Below are 20,042 nucleotides of genomic sequence, written 5' to 3'. Positions count from 1 at the left end.
CTTCGCTCGCCCCGGGAGGTGCCCCCACGCAGGCACTCCCTCCTCCGCCTTGCGAGCGCACGCACCAGACACCGCCAGGCCCGCCCTCCGGGCGGACGCCGCTACTTTGAAGACACTCCCTAGGGCGAAAGAGAGGCCCTACGGGTTCTTCGCCTCGATGGCGTCCCGCCAGACGGTGACGTCCAGTTTCACGTAGTCGCTGGTGTCGCCCTCGGGAGAGCGGCCGCGGTAGGTGACCAGACCGACGTGCCCGGAGCTCGTCCGCAGACACATCCGGGCTCCGGGCGCCAGACGGTTCAGCAGGACGTCGTCGGTGAACCGCGTCTCCTTGCGGCAGGTGTCGAGCGAACCTTTCTGCGCGTCACGGAGCAGGGACAGCTTGCCGTTCGGTTTGTCGATGCCGAGGCTCGGCCCGTCCGTGCTCACGTTCAGGTACGTCAGCTCCGAGGTCACGCCGCCCTCGCCCAGCTCGCGCGGTTCGAGTGGATCGTCTGACATGGCCAGGAAGTACTTGTTGGGCAGCTCGATGTTCTTGTAGTTCGCGGGCTCGGGATCGGCCTTCGGCCGCCGCTCGTCCGAGGACGTCGGGCCTTGCCCCGCCCCGCTGCCCGCACCCCGGATGATTTCCAGCAGCGCCGAGCACCCGCCGACCAGGATCAGCGCCCCCACGACCAGGCTCACCGCCACGATCTTGAACGCGTTCGACTTGCGGCGCGGCGGCAGAGGCCGCGGAGGGCCCGGCGCGCCGTACGGGCCGACGGGCCCCGGGTGCCCGTAGCCGACCGTCGGCGGCGGGCCGCCGAACCCGGCGGGCGGCTGCGGGACGGCGGGACCGAACCCGGGAGGCCGCTGCCGCGCCCCGGCGCTCGCCGTCGGCGCGGACGGCGCCGGGGCCGGACCGGGAGCGGCGGGACCGTGCGCCGTCTCGGCGTCGGCCACGGCCGCTTGAGCCGGCGCCGGGCCCGCCGCACCGGCCCCGGCCGGCGCGGGCGCCTGCGGGGCGGCGCCGGTGACCGGCTGCGTCGCGGGATGCGACGACGGAGGCACCGGGGCGGCGGCGCGCCGGGCGATGTCGGCGGCCACGGCGTCCGGCAGCCAGTTGCCAGGCCGCCTCAGCTGCGTCTCGCCGGAGGCCGCCTGGCACATGCGCAGCACCTCGTCGGCCGACGGGCGGTCCTCAGCCGCCTTGGCCAGACAGCCGCTGACCAGCTCCCGCAACTCCCCGGGAAGCCCGTCCAGGCGGGGCTCGTCGTGGACGATGCGGTAGAGCACACCGTGCGCCGTGCCCTCGCCGAAAGCGGGGGTGCCGAGCGCCGCGTAGGCCGCGATCTGACCGAGCGCGAAGACGTCGGTGGCCTCGGTGACGGTGGAGCCCTCCGCCTGCTCGGGCGCCATGAACGAGGGGGTGCCGATCGTGACGCCGCTGCCGGTGAGCGCGGTGGCGTCGGCGGCACGGGCGATGCCGAAGTCGATGACGCGGGGCCCGTCGTCGGCGAGCAGCACGTTGGAGGGCTTCAGATCCCGGTGCACGATGCCGGCCTTGTGGATGACCTGGAGGGCTTCGGCGATCCCGGCGACCAGGAACAGCACCGAGGAGACCGGCAGCCTGCCGTGCCCGACCACCGCCTCGGTGAGCGAGGGCCCCGGCACGAACGCCGTGGCCAGCCACGGATGGTGGCCCTCGACGTCGCTGTCGATCACCGGCGCGGTGTAGAGGCCCTGCACCCGTTCCGCCAGGCGCACCTCGCTCAGGAAGCGGCGTCTGAACTCCGGGTCCTCGCTGAACTCCGGCCGGATCACCTTGATGGCGACGGCGCGCCCGCCGGGCGTGTAGGACAGGTAGACCTTGCCCATGCCGCCGGAGCCCAGCCGCGCCGCCAGCCGGTAACCGGCGACCGAAGCGGGGTCCTGGTCGGTCAGTGGCGAGAAGATCTCTGCTGCCGCTCCGTCAGCCATGAACTGCTGCCCCTGGGATAGTCGGTGGCCTGGAAAGACCACAAGACCGTACCCTCAGGTGATCAGTGCGCGGCGCGCGGGGCGGTCCCGAACAGCTCGACGGCCTCACGGACGGCCGCCAGCGGCAGCGCGAGCGCGCTGACGGAACCGACCGCGGCCGCGAGCAGCAGCAGCGCGTGCCGCAGCTCCTCGGTGGCCGGCGCGCCGGAGTGCACCGAGGCGGCCAGTACGTCCAGTTCGCGCTCCGCCTCGCGGCGGTCACGCAACTCGGCAGGGTAGGCGTCCAGCTCCCGCCGCATCCGGTGCACGGCGCTCCGCAACGCCTCGACCCTCGGATCCACACCGGTGTCCGGCTCGGCGGCCACCGGCCCCCGCTGCGCCATCGTCTCGCTCCGCACGCTCTCCCCCCACAGGATCTCCCCGGGACGAGACGCTCGCCCGGAGGTGCCGTTCCTCCGAGCAGTGACCCACGTCGTCGGAGGTTCCGACAGTAAACGACACTCTCCGCGTGTGGCGCCACACGGAACGCGAGATTCGGGGGTGCATTTCCAATGATCGTCCCCAAGGAGGAGGGCCCGTGTCCCCCTCAGGCTGTAGGCGCACGGTAGGGATGGACCATGACAGGGGAGCCGACACCGGCCGGCGGCCGGCACACCGAGGGCGGCCACGAGACCGCCACCGCTCCTTCGCCGGGCACGGCGCCCCCGCGAGTCGCGGGTCTGCTGCTGGCTGCCGGCGGCGGGCGACGGCTGGGCGGACGCCCCAAGGCGCTGCTGCCCTACCGGGGCAGGCCACTGGTGGAGCACGCGGCCGACATGCTGCGCGAGGGCGGCTGCGATCCGGTGTACGTCGTACTGGGCGCCGCGCGCGAGCGGGTGCGGGAGACGGCGCGCCCGGCCGGGTGCGTTCTGGTCGACAACCCCGACTGGGAGCGGGGCATGGGTACTTCGCTGCGGACCGGCCTTGCGGCGCTGCCGCGCGACGGCGCCGACGCCGCGCTCGTCTCCCTGGTGGACCAGCCGGGGATCGGCGCGCAGGTGGTCGCCCGTGTACGGGCCGCCTACCGCTCCCCCGCCACGCTGGCCGCGGCCGCGTACGAGGGGCGCCGCGGCCATCCCGTGCTGCTGGGGGCCGCGCACTGGGAGGGCGCCGCCCGCAGCGCGCGTCAGGACGCGGGGGCGCGCGCCTACCTGCGCGCACACCACAGGGCACTGACGCTCGTGGAGTGCGCGGACCTGGCCGACCCGTCGGACATCGACACCCCCGGAGACCTCCACCGGCTGAGGTGAGCGGCGCACGCCCTCTTTTCCTCCTTCTCCCCTCTTGCCTGGTCTTTGTCTCGTGACTCCCGGCACGGGCGTATGCGGACCACACGCCCGGCGCGTGGCCGACCCGCAGGGCTCGCGCGCCCAAGGAGCATGGCCCGGGCGCGAGGTGGCACCCGGGGTCAGCTCAGGGACGGGTTCCGGGGCCGGATCGGGGTGAGAGATATCTCGACGTCAACAAACTCTTGAAGTTCCACTATGAGGAAACTAATCTCCACTGATCAGAAGCACCTTCCTGTCCCGGAGGTGCCATGGCCGTGTTCCGCGCGCCCGGCGCGGCACGCGGCACCCCGTGCCGCCCCGCTTCGCCCGAGGCCCGGCGGCCGCACATCACGCTGTCTGAAGGAGTGACCCACCATGTCCGCACCAGCGCCCTCTCCGCTGGAAATCGTCGGTGTCGAATCCGGGCAGCGGCCCGCGAGGCAGGACGAGGTGCTGACCGGTGCCGCGCTGGAGTTCCTGGCCGCGCTGCACCGCGAGTTCACCCACCGCCGCGACGAGCTGCTCACCCGCCGGGCCGAGAAGCGCGCCGAGACCGCGCGCACCGCCTCGCTGGACTTCCTGCCCGAGACCGCGCACGTGCGCGAGGGCGAGTGGCGGGTGGCCGACTGCCCGCCCGCGCTGCTGGACCGCCGCGTGGAGATCACCGGGCCCACCGACCGCAAGATGACCATCAACGCCCTCAACTCCGGGGCCAAGGTCTGGCTCGCCGACTTCGAGGACGCCTCCGCACCCACCTGGGAGAACGTTATCGGCGGCCAGCTCAACCTGACCGACGCCTACGAGCGGCGCATCGACTTCACCGACGAGCGCACCGGCAAGAGCTACGCGCTGCGCCCGGCCGAGGAACTGGCCACCGTCGTGGTGCGGCCGCGCGGCTGGCACATGGACGAGCGGCACCTGGTCTGCGACGAAGAGCCGGTGCCCGGCGCGCTGGTCGACTTCGGGCTCTACTTCTTCCACAACGCGCAGCGCCTCATCGACGCGGGCAAGGGCCCCTACTTCTACCTGCCCAAGACCGAGTCGCACCTCGAAGCGCGGCTGTGGAACGAGGTGTTCGTCTTCGCACAGGACTACTGCGGCATCCCGCAGGGCACCGTCCGCGCCACCGTCCTGATCGAGACCATCACCGCCGCGTACGAGATGGAGGAGATCCTCTACGAGCTGCGCGACCACGCCGCCGGGCTGAACGCCGGCCGCTGGGACTACCTCTTCTCCATCGTCAAGAACTTCCGCGACGCCGGCTCCCGTTTCGTCCTGCCGGACCGCAACGCGGTGACGATGACCGCGCCGTTCATGCGCGCCTACACCGAACTGCTGGTGCGCACCTGCCACAAGCGCGGCGCGCACGCCATCGGCGGCATGGCCGCCTTCATCCCCTCCCGCAGGGACGCGAAGGTCAACGAGGTCGCCTTCGAGAAGGTCCGCGCCGACAAGGACCGGGAGGCCGGCGACGGCTTCGACGGCTCCTGGGTGGCGCACCCGGACCTCGTGCCGATCGCCAAGGCCTCGTTCGACGCGGTGCTGGGCGACCGCCCGCACCAAAAGGAGCGGCTGCGCGAGGACGTCGACGTCAAGGCCGCCGACCTCATCGCCGTCGACTCGCTGGAGGCCCGCCCCACGTTCGAGGGGCTGCGCAACGCCGTCCAGGTGGGCATGCGCTACATCGAGGCGTGGCTGCGCGGGCTGGGCGCGGTGGCCATCTTCAACCTGATGGAGGACGCGGCCACCGCGGAGATCTCCCGCTCGCAGATCTGGCAGTGGATCAACGCGGGGGTCGTGCTGGACACCGGCCGGCAGGTCACGGCCGATCTGGCGCGCCAGGTCGCCGCCGACGAACTCGCCGCGATCCGCGAGGAGATCGGCGAGGATGCCTTCACGGCCGGCCACTGGCAGCAGGCCCACGACCTGCTGCTGCGGGTCGCCCTCGACGAGAACTACGAGGACTTCCTGACCACGCCCGCGTACGAGATGCTGCGCGGCTGAGCCACCTCGGCGAGCCCCTGCCGCCTCGCACGCGGCCCCCACGGGCGGTGACCTGCCGGCTGTCCGCCGGTCGGGTCACCGCCCGTCGCGGTACGTCGACGCCGTGTTGACCGGTGGTTGCACCGATCGGGCTTCGCGACTAGCGTCCCGGCAATTCGCGTCTACGCGCGTCACGAGTGATTTCGCAGCTTCTGCGATCTCGCACGACTGAAACGGACGACAGATGCAACGCTCGCCACTGATACGCACGTGCCTCGCCGGATCCGCCACGCTCACCGCGGCACTCGCGGCACTGGCCACGGCAGCCCCCGCGCAGGCCGCCACCCCGTCCTCCGCAGCCTCAGCGGCCTCCGCGCCCTCCTCGTCGTCCGCACCGTCCGCGCCGTCCGCGCCGTCCGCGCCGTCCGCGCCGGGGGCGCATTCCGCACCGGAGGCGGCGACGCGGCACGACTGGACCTCCACCGGGACGGGCATGACCTCCGGGGTCAGCGGCATGGTGCTCACCCACCGGCACGGTCACGGCGGCTTCGACGCGCTCATCGTGCGCGACAACAAGAAGCCCGGCGAGAACCGGCTGGCCGAGGTCGCCTACAGGCCCGGGCAGAAGGCCGACGTCCAGCCCCTGGACTGGAAGGGCAGCGACGTCCCCGTGGACCTCGAATCCCTCGACGAGGTGCCGGGACACCACGGCCAGTACGTCGCCGTGGCCAGCGAGGGCAAGGGCTACCGCTTCGACGTGGACGGCGGCACGGCGCACGTCCGCGACACCTTCACGCTGCCGGGTATCGGCGAGGACGACAACATCGAGGACTTCGCGCTGACCTCCCGGCACGGGAAGCCCGCCGCCGTGTGGGCCGACCGCGGCCAGGACCAGAGGCCCTCCACCGTCTACGCCGCCCGGGTCTCCCTCGGCGCGCACCGGACCGGCTTCGGCGCGGTGACGGACGCCGAACTGCGCGCCCCCTACCCGGCAGAGCACGTGCGGCACGCCTCCGACCTCAAGATCACCGCTTCGGGATCGCTGCTCGTCAGCTCCGCCTCGGACCCGGGCGACGACGGCCCGTTCGACTCGGCGGTCTACACGGCTGGCACGGTCGCGGTGCACCGTTCCGGAGCCGCCCTGCACATCGCCGACGACCCCGACGTGCTCGAAACGTTCCCCGACCACAAGATCGAGGCGCTGGCCTGCCTGCCGGGGTCCCGTACGGGGGCGCTGGGAACGGACGACGAGAACGCGGGCGGCGCTTTGCGCACGGCCCGCTTCTGCGAGCGCTGAGCGGGGACCACCGGCACGTCAAGGGCCGCCGGTGCCAGGGCTCCGACGGCCGGACGGGGCGGCTGCCGCGCCGCGGCCCTGGCAGCGGGCCGCGGCCGGCGGTCTCAGGTCACCGCGACCGTCGTGGCCACGGTCGTGCAGAGCATGACCGCGGCGAGGACCGCCTGCATGTCCTGCAACGCCCTGCGTACGTCCTCCGCCGCCCACTGGCCCTCGGCGATGGACTCCATGCGCGGGGAGACCTGCTTGCGGGCCACGTCGGGGAAGGCCACGGCGTGGAGGTTGGAGGCGTGCAGGAGCGCGATCAGTCCCGTGGTGCGCTCGTCGGGCTCGGCGCCCTCGAGGACGACGTCCGCCAGCCGGTGCCGCAGCTCGCGCTCCACCGAGCCGTCCGCCTCCGGATACCGGCGGGTGACGAAGATGCCGAGCGTGCGGTGCTTCTTCTCGGTGATGACGCCGCGGGCGCACAGGTGCGCCACGGCGGCGTCGAAGGCCTTGGCCTGTTCCTTGGACAGCCAGTCGCCGACCTTGGCCTGGTCGTCCTGCGCGGTCCACTCGGTGAGCGCGGCGAGGCGGCCGTCCAGCAGCGCGTCGCCGGTCGGCGTCGGATCGGTGACGGCGAGCCGGCCCTCGGTGGCGGCCACCCGCCCGGCCAGTGTCAGCTCCAGCAGCGTGCCCCCCGCGACGGCCCATCCCGCGGCGGGGCGGTCCTTGGCCGTACCGGTGTCGTCGTCCAGCGAGAGCAGCGTGATTTCCTCACCCAACGTGACGGTCATGGGTCCCCCTTGGTGCATCCCCGTTCTTCCAGGTTCCGCTGCCCACCCGTTGGAGGCCCAAACGTCACCCAGGGCTACGTCAGGACGGCCCCCAGCGCGACGAAACCGGCGATCAGGAGGGCGAGGATGCCCAACAGCGGGGCGGCGAAGCGCAGGTACCGGTCGTAGCCGACCCGGGCCAGCGAGATGCCGCCCATGATGACGGCCGTGGTGGGGACCCACAGGTTCATCCAGCCGCTGGCCGCCTGCCAGGCGGTGACGACCACCGCGCGGGAGACGCCCGCGAAGTCGGCGAGCGGCGCCAGGATGGGCATGGCCAAAGTGGCGTGCCCCGAGGTGGAGGGGATGAGGAAGGCGAGGGGCAGGTTGACGACGAAGATCATGATGCTGAACAGCGCGGACGGCACTCCGGTGACGGCGCCCTCGATGGAGTGCAGCACCGTGTCGGTGATCTTCGCGTTGTTCATGAGGACCGTCACGCCGCGGGCCAGCACGATCACCAGCGCGGGCGAGACGAAGTCGCCGACGCCCTCCACGAACGTCGCCGTGAACCGCTGCTCCCCCATCCGCGTCAGGAGGCCCACCAGGATCGCGGCGCAGAGGAACAGCGCCGCGAGCTGCGGGAAGGACCAGCCCGGTTCCCAGCCGTAGGGGGTGGCGTCCGCGTCACCGCTCAGCGCGCTCGCCCACGGGATCACCGAGAAGATCATGAAGGCGAAGACCAGCACGACGGTCACCAGGACGGCCTTGTGGGTGCCGGTCAGCGGCGGCGGCTCGGCGGCGTCGGAGCGCACCTCGGCGCGGTCGCGGTCGCCGGGCAGGAAGCCGGACAGCGAGCGCTCGGGCCCGGCCCGCACGCGGCGCGCGTAGCGGACGACGTAGGCGATGGTGACCGCCGTCAGGACCACCCACATCAGGGCGCGCAGCACGATGCCGTCGCCGAGGGAGATGTCGGCGGCGGAGGAGGCGACGCCGGTGGCGAACGGGTTGACGGTCGAGCACAGGACACCGATCCCGGCGCCGAGGACGATGGTGCCGGTGGCCACCATCCGGTCGTAGCCCAGGGCGAGCATCAGCGGCACGATCAGCCCGTAGAAGCCGAGCGTCTCCTCGGCGAAGCCCTCCACGGTGCCCAGCAGCGAGAAGATCAGCATGACGCCGACGATCAGCAGCGCGCCGCGCTCGCGCAGCCGGTGGGCGAGGCGGCCGATGCCGCGGTCCATGGCTCCGGTCGCGAAGACGACGGTGATGAAGGCGCCGATGGCGAGTACGAACAAGAACACCCCCGCGGCGCCGTAGAGTTCGCCGGCGGCGTCGGGGGCCACCTGTCCCGTCTCGCGGTCCTGGACGCCGTAGAGGCCGTTGACCGGGGAGAGGAACAGGTCGGTGAGCCGGTCGAGGAAGCCGAGTCCGGACGGCTCCCTGTGGTAGGTGCCCTGTCGGGGCGCGCCGTCGGCGTCGCGCGCGTAGCGTCCCGAGGGGACGAAGAAGGCGATCACCCACACCAGGAGGGTGACCAGCGCCAGGACCGTCAGCGCGCTGGGGAAGGTGAACCCCCGGCTGCCGCGCCCCGAAGGGTCCTCGGCTCCGCTCTTCGGGGCTCCGTTCCTCGAAGGGTCCTCGGCTCCGCCCACGCCCCGCGCCTCTTTTCCCGCCTCGGTGTCACATCCCGTCGAATCGCAGCAACGCAGCAGCCCGGCAACATAGCGACCCGGCAACGCAGCGACCCGGCAGCACAACGACACAGCGCAGCATAACGGCCGGAATGGGTCATAGCGGGCAGAACCGGCTGGCGACATCGCCATCAGGGCCGCAGGTGCCGGGCGGACGAGCGTCGGAGTACCCCGGCCCCCGGCCGGCAGGTACCCCCTGGAGGGATTCAGTCACCCGCGCCCCTTCGCCGGCTCGCAGGGGGAAGAGCGTTGTCAGGCGCCCAGCGTCTTGAGTGCCTTGTCCGTGAGGCGGTAGACCGTCCAGCCGTCCTGCGGGCGGGCACCGAGCGCCTCGTAGAAGGCGATCGAGGGCGCGTTCCAGTTCAGGACGGACCACTCCAGGCGCTCGTAGCCGCGCTCGGTGCACAGCCGGGCCAGCCGGGTCAGCAGCGCCTTGCCGTGCCCACCGCCGCGCGCGGCCGGGCGGACGTAGAGGTCCTCCAGGTAGATGCCGTGCACCCCGCGCCAGGTGGAGAAGTTGAGGAACCACAGCGCGAAGCCCACGGGTTCGCCCGCCTCGTCCTCGGCGAGATGCGCGTGGACGGCGGGGTGTTCACCGAAGAGCGCCTCACGCAGCTGCTCCTCGGTCGCACGGGCCTCCTCCGGCGCCCGCTCGTACTCGGCGAGTTCACGGATCATCGTGTGCAGGACGGGAACGTCGGCGGGGACGGCGGGGCGGATCATGCCCGCAGGGTAGTGGGCCTCGGCGACACGCCGAGGAGCGGTCCGTTCAGCTGTCCGTCCAGCCGTCCGCCGTGCCCTCCGTTCAGTCGCCGGACGCGGCCGTCGCGGCCTCCGCGGCCAGCCGCACGGCCAGCGCGCGCGCCAGCAGGACCGGGCGCCCCGCGGCCAGGGCGGCGGCGCGGCGCATCGACCCGGTGTAGCCGATGCAGTCCAGCACGATCCAGCGGCTGCCCTCTTCCGCCAGGCGCCGTGCCGCCGCGGCGACGGCGTCGTGGGCGTCGGCCGCGTACGGGTTGGCGGGAGCGGCGCGCAGCGGCCCAGGCAGCAGCTGGGACCAGCGGCGGGCCACGTCGGCGCGCTGTTCGGCGAGGGGGCAGACGATGCCCACGGGGGCGTCGCCGACCAGCGCCCGGACCCCGCGCTGGACCAGGGACTCGGCGTAGAGGACGGGGTGCGGGCCCCGCCGGCTTCCCTCCCCCTGGACGGGTGGCACCGGGGGGAAGTTGCCGGTGCACAGCAGCAGCGTGGCCGCCGCGCCGTCCGCCGCGCAGCGGGCGACGGCGTCCCGCATGCGCGGCGCCAGCGCGTCGTGGCCCAGGACGGCGGAGGTGCCGTCGCGCAGCCGGGAGATCAGCGGGGCCTCGTCCGGGGCCGGAGCCAGGGCGGCGCGGGTGCGCTGCCCCTCAGGGCCGTCGAAGACGTCGTCGTCCAGCGCGCCGTGCTCGCTCACGCGCAGCCCGCCGAGCCAGGGCTCGAGGTCCCCGGCCAGGTCGGTGCGGGGCGCCTGTCCGATGGTGACCAGGCCCAGGGTTGCGCCGTTCCCGTCCGGCGTCGCCGCTCCGGCTCGCCCGCTCATGCCGTCTCGCATGCTCACACCGCCTTGTAGATCTGGCTGACGTCGTTCAACGAGCTGCCGGCCACCAGTCCGGCACCGACCAGCGCCAGTTCGTTGTCCGCGTCGGCTGAGGGGTCGGAGTCGGCTGACGGATCCGCGTCGGCCTGTGTCCTCTTCCGCGTCTTCCAGCGGGAGTAGCCGACCCTGACGGCGAGCGCGGCGAGCACCAGCCAGCCCGCCTGCGGGGTCGCGACCAGCAGACCGGTCGCCAGCAGAACGCCCATCTGGCGTGAGGAGCCGCCGAAGAACTGGATCAGCGCGCCGGGGATCGCCCACAGTGCCATCATCGTCAGCGTGTGGGTGTCGGTGAGCCCCGCCTTGATGGTGTCGACGTACACCTGGGCGACCGGCGGCACCCTGCCGTCCTCGAAGAACGGCTTCCAGGCGAGAGCCACGACGAGGATGGCCACCGCGAAGCCGACGAGCTGGGCGACGTACTGCTGGCGCCGCCCCGCCATCTCGTACGGGTGCCAGGGCACGGCGCCCTTGCGCAGCAGCCAGCCGGCCTTGAAGTCGAAGCCGACGTCGGCGAACGCGGGCCCTGTCGAGGCGGCGTAGCCGACCAGCAGGGCCAGCGGCACCATCGGGATGCCGAGCACCAGGCCGAGGATCAGGAAGATGAGGGTGACGGCGAAGGCGGGGAACCAGCCCGAGTGCATGGCCGCCAGGCCCACGATGAGCTGGTGCACCAGTGCGGCGACCCCGGCGAGCAGCACCCAGCCCACCAGTCCGGCGCCGCTCATGTCGGCGAGTACACCGCCGGTGAAGGCGATGAAGAGGGCGCCGACGAGGAAGAGGGCGAGCCCTTCCAGCAGCCCGCGCCGCAGCCGCCGGGAGTCGACCGTACGGACCTCGGGGTCGAAGGAGCCCTCCGCGTCCCGCGCCGGACGTGCCGCGCCGGAAGCGGTCCCCTTCGCGCCGTTTCCGCCCTTGCCGCCCTTGCGGTCCCGCATCATCAGCACCGCCTGTACCAGTGCGACGAGGCCCGCGCCGATCATGACGCCGTGCGGCACGTAGTTGGCCGACAGGTCGACGTCGAGCAGCGTCGGCGCGTACTGCGCCACCAGCAGGCCGACACCGAACATCAGCAGCGCCCAGATGTTGCCCAGGAAGGCGACGCCCGCCGCGCTCATCGGGAGCTTGAACAGCGAGCCGACGAAGCCGACGACCGCGCTCAGGCCGAGCAGCTTTGCTTTGCGGCCGCCCTCGTCACCCGCCTTGATCGTCTCGGCCGCGGCGATCCCGGCGGGCCACGCGGCGGCGGCGGGCAGCAGCCGCGAGTCGAACACCCGGTAGAGCACCCAGCTGTCCACGGCCAGCCCGATGACCGCGCCGCCCAGCATCGGCCACACCAGCCCTGGCTTGCCCAGCAGGAACGGCACGGCGATCGGGGTGACCAGCGAGTTGGCCGCGGCGAAGGTGGAGCCGGAGATCGCGGACTGCACGAGGTTCTGCCGCTGCGGGTCACGCATCCGCGACAGCGCCGCGAAGGAGATCCGTCCGATCAGCATGGCGATGAGCGCGCCGATGACGGAGGTGTTCGGCGCGATGCCCAGCGTGGTGATCAGGACGAGGCCGATCACGGCTCCGAGGACGGAGAGCAGGACCGTCACCACGAGGGTGACGGGCTCCAGCGCTCTGGGGTGGGTCCGCGCCGTCTCCGGGGCGGGGGCCTGGGGTGAAGTGCTCATGCGGATCTGTCTTTCCGGGTGCGCATGCGGTGCGTGGGTGGTGCGGTGGGTCGGCGGGTGCCGCCCCGTGTGCCCTTCTCCCGGCCACCGGCCGCAACAGGCTCGGGCGGGAGAGGGCCCCGGTTTCGCACCTGGGGCGGCGGCCGGGCCGCCCCGCGGGGCGTCCGGCCGCTCGCGGGGTCAGTCCTGCGTCGCTCCCTCAGTCGACTGGAGGCGGGTCATGGGGCCGTAGAGGTCGAGCAGGCGGGCGAACTCGTCCGCGTCGTGGAAGCGGACCGCTCCTCGTCCGTACTCCTTCGCGGCCTCGACGGCGAACCGCCCCGCCGCGGCGATGTCGCTCTCGTGGCTGGCGCCCGTCGCGCAGCCCGCGACGGCAGGACCCGTGGTCAGCGCCAGGCCGACCACGGGCGCGGAGGTGGCCACGCACGGCTGCATGATCGAGTTGATGTGGTGGACGCCGTTGCCGTACGGCGTGATGTCCTGCGTCGTGATCGGCAGCACGTGCGCGTCCTCGCCCGTCACGGTCTCCAGCAGGCCCAGCAGGTCGTCGCTGACCCGCAGGATCCACCCCTCCTTGACCGTCGGCGAGAGGGCGACGCCGCGGTGGTTGAGCAGCCGGTTGCCCTTGGTGGTGTCGATGGAGACGACGGCGTCCATGGCCACGTCGATCTCCTCGCGGTTGCAGTCGAGGATCGAGACGGGCGAGTCCATGAACGGCACCGGGTCGTGCGGCCTGGTCGGCGCGTCGGGGCACACGTGGGTGCTGAGGATGACGTCGCCTTCGAGCACGTCGCCGCGCCCGTACATGTCCAGCAGCTTGGCCGCCGCCGCCAGCGCCGCGACGGCGCCGTCCGCGTCCGAGACGATGCCGGTGCGCTCGGGGCGGGCGCCGACGCCGCCGAGCCGGCCGAGGATGCCGAGGGTGGGTGCGCTGCCGCCCGCGCCGGTGCCGGAGCGGCCGGGCACGACGACCTTCACGAAGTCGGTGCCCCCCTTGGCGCCCTCGACGCGGGTGACGGAGATCTCCACCCGCTCGGCGGCAGCCGCCGGGTCCGGATGGCCCGCCTGGGTGAGCGCCTGGTCGAGCACGCCGCGCAGGTGGGCTGCGAGGGAGTGCCCGTCGGCCTGCGGCCGGTCGAGAAGGTCGATGACGTCGAGTACGTGCTTGAGCACCGTGGGCTCCTTGGTACGGGTCGTGCGATTGTGCGGGAGAGATGCGTCGGACGTGCCGATGCGGGGCGCCGGGCGTGCCGACGCGGGAGGCGGCGCACCTGCGCGGGCTCGCCTGCGGCGTTCGGGTGCACGGCACCGGCGGTACGCCGGAGCCGGGTGCACCGGCGGTACACCCGAGCGAGCTGCACCGCTGGTACGCCGCGGGGCGGGGTCCGCACTGTGGACGGCTCGGAGGGGCCGCGGCGGGGCGGGGCGCCTACCGGTGCGGGCGCGGGTTCCGGCGTGCGGGCCCGCCGCCGACGCGGGGGACGGCGTGCGGGGGCCGCCGCGCGGTCCCGGCCTGCTCGCAAGGAGCGTCCGCGCCGCGTGCGGTCCGATCCGGCCGCGCGCGACGGGTGGGCGTGGGCGGGTCGGTGCCCGGCCCGGGGTCCGGGTGCGGTCCGGACCCCGGGGACGGGCGGGTCGGCCGGGTCGGGGTAGCCGTCGGCCGTTGCGGCCAGCGTGCTCCCACGATTCCGAGAGAGCAACCTTTTCCCTATATGAGGGACAGTGAATCGGGTAACGGTAGAGTGCGAGGCGTGACTACCGATCGAGGAGCACCGCTCCAGACCGCGGACCGCGCTTTGCAAGTCCTGCTCGCCTTCACCCACGACCGCGAGGAGTGGGGCGTGACCGACCTGGCGGCGGAGTGCGGCTGGGACAAGTCGGTCACCCAGCGGCTCCTGGCCTCCCTCGCGCACCGGGGCTTCCTGGTCTCCGACGCCGTCACCCGGCGCTACCGGCTCGGCCCCGCCGTCTGGCACATGGCGACCGCCTGGGAGCGCCACGGCGGTATGGCCGCGCTCGTACGCCCCGCCCTGCGGGAGCTGGCCGCGGTCAGCGGAGTGACCGCGCTGTTCGCCGTGCCCGACGGGGCGCATCTGCGCTGCGTCGACTCGGCGGACGGCACCCTGGGGCCCCTGCGGGCCTACCGGCTGGCCGACGAGCTCTACCCGGGGCACGCGGGCGCGACCTCGCGCGCCTACTTCGGGATGCTCACCCCCGGTGCCCGTGCGGCGGTCCTCTACGGGCGCCCCATGGCCCGCTTCAGCGAACTGACCGTCACCGACCCGGCCCAGTTGGAGGAGCTGATGTGCCGGGTGCCGGCGGACGGCTTCGCGTACTCCGAGGGCGAGTACGACCCGGCGACGGCGGGCCTGGCCGTCCCCGTGCTGGTGCGCTCGCAGCCGGTCGGCTCGCTCACCCTCGTCGGACCGCACGCCCACCTCGCCGGCAAGCAGCGGGAGTTGCTGGAGCCGTTGCGCTCCGCCGCGCAGGACCTCGGCGAGCTGCTCACCCCGCGCCGGGTGCGCGGCGCCCGCCGCCCGGAGACCACCCGGAGCTGAGAGACCACCCGAAGCCGAGAGACGGCCTCAAACCGAGCCCGGACACACACACCACAGACCGCCTCACACCGAGGCCGCCCCACCATCGAGACCGAAAGGCCGAACCACCCATGAAGCTGTTGCTGCTGTCCAACTCCTCCGCTCCCGGGCGCGCGTACCTCGACCACGCCCGCGAAGTGATCGCCGACCACCTGGCCGGGATCGATGAACTGCTGTTCGTCCCCTACGCGCTGGCCGACCACGACGGCTACACGGCGAAGGTCGCCTCCTTCATGGACGGGCTCGGCGTCCGCGTGACGGGCGTGCACACGGCGGACGACCCGCGGGCGGCCGTGGCCGCGGCGCGGGCGGTCTTCATCGGCGGGGGCAACAGCTTCCGGCTGCTCAAGTCGCTCCAGGAGCGCGGCCTGACCGAGGCGATCACCCGGCGCGTGCGCGAGGACGGCGTGCCGTACATGGGGTCGAGCGCGGGCACCAACATGGCCTGCCCCACGCTGCGGACCACCAACGACATGCCCATCGTCCAGCCCGCCTCCTTCGAGACGCTGGGCCTGGTCCCCTTCCAGATCAATCCGCACTACCTCGACCCGCAGCCCGGCAGCGCCCACATGGGCGAGACCCGCGAGGAGCGGCTGACGCAGTTCCTCCAGGAGAACGACGTGCCCGTTCTCGGGCTGCGCGAGGGCACCTGGCTGCGCCGCGCGGACGACGCGCTGGAGTTGGGCGGCGTCGCCGCGGGCGCCCGCCTGTTCACCACGGACGCCGATCCCGCCGAGCACGCGCCCGGCGCCGACCTGAGCCACCTGCTGTCCGCACGGGCGCGTTTCGACCACCGCACGGCCTGACGGGCCCGTCCCCGTCCCGGCCCGGACCGCGAAACCGCACCGGCGAGGTCGCGCACAGCCGTCGGATGCCCCGAAACGATAGAGGTTTCTCCAATCCCGCGCTTCGGGCGAACGCACGGTAGGCCGTCGTCCGTGCGGACCGTACGGTGTGCCGATGCACTACGGCACGTCACGGGGGCAGGCGGGGAGTTCGTTCGACGGCACGACCGCACGGCGGCTGCGCGAAGAGCTGCGCATGGCACCGGCCGATGTCGCCTACGGGATGCGCGCCGCCTACGGCGTGGCCGTCGACGCGCGCACCGTCGCCGCCTGGGAGGCGGGGGTGGCCGCGCCCGACGAGCGGCAACTCGCCGCGCTCGCGGGCGCTTTGTGGTGCTCGGCCTCCGATCTGATGGGCAGCCCGGGGACGCTGCGCGAGTACCGCATGGCGCGGGGCGTCTCGCGCGCCGATGTCGCGCTGGAGATCGGGGTGGCCCCGGAGGCGTACGCCCACATCGAGGACACCGGCGCCTGGACGGGGGACGCGCGGCAGGCCGAGGCGCTGGCACGGGTGCTGCGGCTGCCGGTGCCGGCGCTGATCGAGTTCACCGGGCGGGACGAGGAGTTGGCGGCGCTGCTGCGCAAGGCCGCCACCACCAGGTGGCAGGCGTATGTGAACCAGGTCGGCGCTCTGGTGCCGCTGCCCAGCGAGGACGTGGAGGAGGGGCTGCGCGCTCTGCACGCCGGGTACCAGTCCACGGCCGCGGCGTCTCTGGGCTGGGGGCAGCCGGCCTCGGCCACCTCGCGCGAGGCGGGCCGCACCTACCTCCAGGAGATCCTCACCCGCTTCTGGGAGGCCATTGAGGGCTGAGGGCGGCGGGCGGACGACCGCCCGTCCGGGACCTTGTCGCCCCCGTGGCCGCGTACGGACAGGCGCGAGGGCGTCGGGAGAGCTTCCCTCGCGCTCTCCCGACGCCCTCGCGCTGCCGTGTCCGTTACGCGGGGGCCTTGTCGGGCCCGTGCACCGGATCGGGCTCGTCCCGTTCGTAGGAGATGCCTTCTCCCGGTTCCATGGGGTGGGCGACGACTTCCTCGTCGCGGCGGGAGCGCCCCAGGTGGTTGAAGACCAGGTTCAAGACGATGGCGGTGACGCATCCCGTCGAGATGCCGGAGTCCAGGATGATCTTCGCGCTGTCGGGGAACGCGTGGTAGAAGTCCGGCGCCGCGATCGGGATGAGGCCGACGGCCAGCGCGGTGCCGACGATCAGTACGTTGTTGTCCTTGCTCAGGTCGGCCTTCATGAGCGTCTGGATACCGCTCGCCGCGACGGAGCCGAAGAGGACGACGCCCGCGCCGCCGAGGACCGGCTGCGGCACGGAGGCGACCAGCCCGGCGGCCATCGGGGACAGCCCCAGCAGGATGAGGAGGGCGCCTCCGGTGGCGACCACGTACCTGCTGCGGATCCGGGTCATGGCCACCAGGCCGATGTTCTGCGCGAAGGCGCTGCACATGAAGCCGTTGAAGAAGGGGCTGAGCGCGGAGCCGAGCATGTCGGCGCGCAGGCCGCCCGCGATGGTCTTCCGGTCGGCGGGGCGGTCCACGACCTCGCCGAGGGCGAGCATGTCAGCGGTCGACTCGGTCATGGAGACCAGCATCACCACACACATCGACACGATCGCCGGGATCGCGAACTGCGGGGCGCCGAAGTGGAAGGGCGTGGGAAAGCCGACGGGGTCGGACTCCGTCACCGCGGTGAAGTCCGTGATGCCGACGGGTATCGCGATCAGCGTGCCGATCACGAGGCCGATCAGCACCGCGATCTGCTTCATGAACCCGGTGGTGAAGCGGCGCAGCACCAGCACGATCACCAGGGTGAGCCCGGCCATGCCGATGTTGGCGAAGTCGCCGTGGTGCGGGCTCTTCTCGTCGCCGCCCATGGCCCAGTTGAAGGAGACGGGCATCAGCGAGACGCCGATGAGGGTGATGACGCTGCCGGTGACGACCGGCGGGAAGAACCTGATGAGCTTGGAGAAGAAGGGGGCGATGACGAAACCGAGCGCGGCGGCCACGATCGTCGCGCCGAAGATGACGGGGAGCGTGTCCTCGGGGCCCGAGGACTTGGCTATCGCCAGCATCGGGGCGACGGCGGCGAAGGTGGCGCCGTTGACGAAGGGCAGCCGGGAGCCGATCTTCCAGAAGCCGAGCGTCTGGAAGAGCGTGACGATACCGGCGAGGAAGAGACTGGCCCCGGTGAGGAACGCCAGTTCGGTCGGAGAGAGCCCCACCGCCGCGCCGACGACGAGCGGGGGTGCGACGACTCCCGCGTACATCGCGGCGACGTGCTGGAGGCCGGTGGTGAACAGCTTCAGCGGCGGCATGCCTTGGTCGACCGGGTGTTTGGGGTCAGCAGGGCCCTGAGAGTCCAGTGAGTCCTGTGAGCCCTGACCCGGTACGTCCCCACTGCCGTCCGCCGTCTTTCCTTGCGTGGTGAACCTGGGCGTCTTGGCCACGGGGTCCTCCTGTCGTTTACGGCGCCGTCGCGGCACTCGAGTTTCCGGAGGTGCTGCGGTGTGCAAGGTGGTGGTTGGGGTGGTGCTCTGGTGCTGGTGGCGCAGCGGTGTGCTGCGTCCTGCGGTGGTGCGGTGCGCCCGTACGGATGTCCGGAGCATGACAGAAGCCAGCTTTTCCGAAAGCCGCGTCGTGGAACCGAACCGGCCGGGGGCCGTCCCCCCCGGCCGGTGTCTGAGGGGTCGGCCGGGCGCTCCAGGTGGTGCGCCCGGCCTGCGGACCGCCGCGAGGCGGCCCGCCGTGCCGTCCGCCGGCGGGTCAGCCGGCCTCGGCGGCGATCTTGGCGAGGCGGCGGGCCTCGTCCCGCGCACAGCGTGCGATGTCGTCCTCGTCCGCCCGGGTCAGCCGGCCGTCCTCGACCACGGGTAGGCCGTTGACGAGGGAGAGCGTGACCGGAGCCGCTGCCCCCAGGACGAGCGCGGCGACCGGGTCGGCGATGGTGGAGTGCCCGATCCCGTCGAGCTTCCACAGCACCACGTCGGCGAGCTTCCCCGCCTCCAGGGAGCCGGTCTCCTGCGCCCGGCCCAGCACCCGCGCACCGCCCATGGTGCCCAGACGCAGCGCCTCGCGGGTGGTCAGCGCGTTCTCCTTGTGCACGCCGAGGCGGTTGATGAGCAGCGCGTTGCGCAACTCGGTGTGCAGCTCGCCCGACTCGTTGGAGGCCGTACCGTCCACGCCGAGGCCCACGGGGATGCCCGCCGCGAGCATGTCGGGCACCCGCGCCGTCCCCGCGGCCACCCGCGCGTTGGACGAAGGGCAGTGGGCGGCACCCGTCTTCGTACGGCCGAACGCCTCGATGTCCGCGTCGGTCATGTGGACGCAGTGCGCCATCCACACGTCCTCGCCCAGCCAGCCGACCGACTCGAAGTAGTCGGTCGGGCCCATGCCGAACAGCTCGTGGCAGAACTTCTCCTCCTGTGCCGTCTCCGAGCCGTGCGTGTGCAGGCGCACGCCCTTGCGGCGGGCCAGCTCGGCCCCCTGCCGCATCAGCTCGGTGGACACGGAGAACGGGGAGCACGGCGCCACGGCGACGTGCAGCATCGAACCGAACGAGGCGTCGTGGTGGGCGTCGATGGCCCTCTCGGTCTCCGCCAGCGCGCCGTCCAGCGTCTCGACGGCGAAGTCCGGCGGCAGTCCGCCGTCCGAGGTGCCGCGGTCCATGGATCCGCGGGCCGCGGTGAAGCGGACGCCGAGCTCGCCGGCCGCGCGTATCTCGGCGCCCAGCAGGTCTCCGGCGCCGCGCGGGAAGACGTAGTGGTGGTCCATCGCGGTGGTGACACCGCCGCGGGCCATCATCCCCAGCGAGCCGCGGGCCGCCGCGTACACCATCTCCTCGTCGAGCCGTGCCCACGTGGGGTAGAGGGCGACCAGCCAGTCGAAGAGGTTGGAGTCCGTGGCCAGACCACGGGTGATCCACTGGTAGAAGTGGTGGTGGGTGTTGACCAGCCCTGGGGTGAGCAGGTGTCCCGTGCCGTCGACGCGGCGCGTGACGTGTCGCAAGCCGCCGGGCGCGTCACCCGGACCGACCGACTCGATCCGGTTGCCGTTGATGACGACGTGACCGGTCGCGTACTCGGTATCTTCCGCGTCGACCGTCGCGATCGCACACTTCTCGATGACGATGCGGCCGGTAGCCGCGGCTTGTTGGTCCGCCATGGGGTCCTCGTTCGGGGGGTTTACGGCCCCGCCAGGGCTCTTCCCGTCTCCTCGCGGAGGTTCCGTCCCGGGCCCCGCGGTCCGCAGGGAACGGACCGCCCTCCCGGGCGGGCCCGCGCGACAAGCGGGCCCGCC

At 72.7% G+C, this 20,042-nt stretch carries 16 protein-coding genes; 6 read left to right on the top strand and 10 right to left on the bottom strand.

Annotated features, from left to right (window positions below; translation table 11 throughout):
• Positions 1-138: 138 nt before the first annotated feature.
• The gene (locus DQ392_RS23130; protein ID WP_114017616.1) at positions 139-1,956 is read right to left on the bottom strand and encodes a serine/threonine-protein kinase; all 1,818 of its coding nucleotides are present in this window, start codon (positions 1,954-1,956) and stop codon (positions 139-141) included.
• A 62-nt stretch (positions 1,957-2,018) separates the two neighbouring features.
• Complete coding sequence (locus DQ392_RS23125) at positions 2,019-2,339, bottom strand: DUF5955 family protein (RefSeq protein WP_114017615.1); 321 nt, start codon at positions 2,337-2,339, stop codon at positions 2,019-2,021.
• A gap of 234 nt (positions 2,340-2,573) precedes the next feature.
• Here DQ392_RS23125 and DQ392_RS23120 point away from each other — a divergent pair, with 234 nt between their 5' ends.
• From DQ392_RS23120 to DQ392_RS23105, 3 genes are all read left to right on the top strand, one after another.
• Positions 2,574-3,245, top strand: coding sequence for a nucleotidyltransferase family protein (locus DQ392_RS23120; RefSeq protein WP_114017614.1), 672 nt, complete (start codon positions 2,574-2,576; stop codon positions 3,243-3,245).
• A 393-nt stretch (positions 3,246-3,638) separates the two neighbouring features.
• A complete protein-coding gene (aceB, locus tag DQ392_RS23115) occupies positions 3,639-5,267 on the top strand; it encodes a malate synthase A (RefSeq protein WP_114017613.1) in 1,629 nt (542 codons plus the stop codon).
• A gap of 223 nt (positions 5,268-5,490) precedes the next feature.
• Entirely contained in the window at positions 5,491-6,543 is a 1,053-nt protein-coding gene (locus DQ392_RS23105; protein WP_181856544.1) for a hypothetical protein, read from the top strand.
• A gap of 104 nt (positions 6,544-6,647) precedes the next feature.
• Here the strand turns inward: DQ392_RS23105 and DQ392_RS23100 are convergent, their stop codons facing one another.
• The 6 genes from DQ392_RS23100 to DQ392_RS23075 all read right to left on the bottom strand — a co-directional run bounded on the left by DQ392_RS23100 (position 6,648) and on the right by DQ392_RS23075 (position 13,474).
• Positions 6,648-7,319, bottom strand: a complete 672-nt coding sequence (locus DQ392_RS23100) for a GOLPH3/VPS74 family protein (RefSeq protein WP_114017610.1) — start codon at positions 7,317-7,319, stop codon at positions 6,648-6,650.
• Positions 7,320-7,393: 74 nt separating this feature from the next.
• The gene (locus DQ392_RS23095; RefSeq protein ID WP_425470590.1) at positions 7,394-8,854 is read right to left on the bottom strand and encodes a YfcC family protein; all 1,461 of its coding nucleotides are present in this window, start codon (positions 8,852-8,854) and stop codon (positions 7,394-7,396) included.
• A 390-nt stretch (positions 8,855-9,244) separates the two neighbouring features.
• Positions 9,245-9,715, bottom strand: coding sequence for a GNAT family N-acetyltransferase (locus DQ392_RS23090; protein ID WP_114017608.1), 471 nt, complete (start codon positions 9,713-9,715; stop codon positions 9,245-9,247).
• Between the two features lie 82 nt (positions 9,716-9,797).
• Complete coding sequence (locus tag DQ392_RS23085; protein WP_245981842.1) at positions 9,798-10,583, bottom strand: AroM family protein; 786 nt, start codon at positions 10,581-10,583, stop codon at positions 9,798-9,800.
• A 2-nt stretch (positions 10,584-10,585) separates the two neighbouring features.
• The gene (locus DQ392_RS23080; protein ID WP_114017607.1) at positions 10,586-12,301 is read right to left on the bottom strand and encodes an OPT/YSL family transporter; all 1,716 of its coding nucleotides are present in this window, start codon (positions 12,299-12,301) and stop codon (positions 10,586-10,588) included.
• Between the two features lie 180 nt (positions 12,302-12,481).
• The gene (locus tag DQ392_RS23075) at positions 12,482-13,474 is read right to left on the bottom strand and encodes a DUF1177 domain-containing protein (RefSeq protein ID WP_114017606.1); all 993 of its coding nucleotides are present in this window, start codon (positions 13,472-13,474) and stop codon (positions 12,482-12,484) included.
• Positions 13,475-14,013: 539 nt separating this feature from the next.
• Here DQ392_RS23075 and DQ392_RS23070 point away from each other — a divergent pair.
• The 3 genes from DQ392_RS23070 to DQ392_RS23060 all read left to right on the top strand — a co-directional run bounded on the left by DQ392_RS23070 (position 14,014) and on the right by DQ392_RS23060 (position 16,554).
• Positions 14,014-14,859 carry an IclR family transcriptional regulator gene (locus DQ392_RS23070; RefSeq protein WP_181856543.1) on the top strand — a complete coding sequence of 282 codons (846 nt, stop codon included), beginning with the start codon at positions 14,014-14,016 and terminating at the stop codon, positions 14,857-14,859.
• A 110-nt stretch (positions 14,860-14,969) separates the two neighbouring features.
• On the top strand, positions 14,970-15,704 hold the full coding sequence (gene pepE, locus DQ392_RS23065) for a dipeptidase PepE (protein WP_114017604.1): 735 nt from the start codon (positions 14,970-14,972) through the stop codon (positions 15,702-15,704).
• Positions 15,705-15,858: 154 nt separating this feature from the next.
• Positions 15,859-16,554, top strand: a complete 696-nt coding sequence (locus tag DQ392_RS23060) for a helix-turn-helix domain-containing protein (RefSeq protein ID WP_114017603.1) — start codon at positions 15,859-15,861, stop codon at positions 16,552-16,554.
• Positions 16,555-16,678: 124 nt separating this feature from the next.
• Here DQ392_RS23060 and DQ392_RS23055 read toward each other — a convergent pair whose 3' ends face one another.
• Both DQ392_RS23055 and DQ392_RS23050 read right to left on the bottom strand, forming a co-directional pair.
• A complete protein-coding gene (locus tag DQ392_RS23055; RefSeq protein ID WP_114017602.1) occupies positions 16,679-18,193 on the bottom strand; it encodes a nucleobase:cation symporter-2 family protein in 1,515 nt (504 codons plus the stop codon).
• A 316-nt stretch (positions 18,194-18,509) separates the two neighbouring features.
• Positions 18,510-19,907 (bottom strand): 8-oxoguanine deaminase, encoded by a 1,398-nt coding sequence (locus tag DQ392_RS23050; RefSeq protein ID WP_114017601.1) that lies wholly within the window; start codon positions 19,905-19,907, stop codon positions 18,510-18,512.
• Between the last annotated feature and the right edge of the window lie 135 nt (positions 19,908-20,042).

The organism is Streptomyces reniochalinae (assembly GCF_003323735.1).
GTDB lineage: Bacteria > Actinomycetota > Actinomycetes > Streptomycetales > Streptomycetaceae > Streptomyces > Streptomyces reniochalinae.
This window is presented reverse-complemented; position numbering and strand designations above follow the sequence as displayed.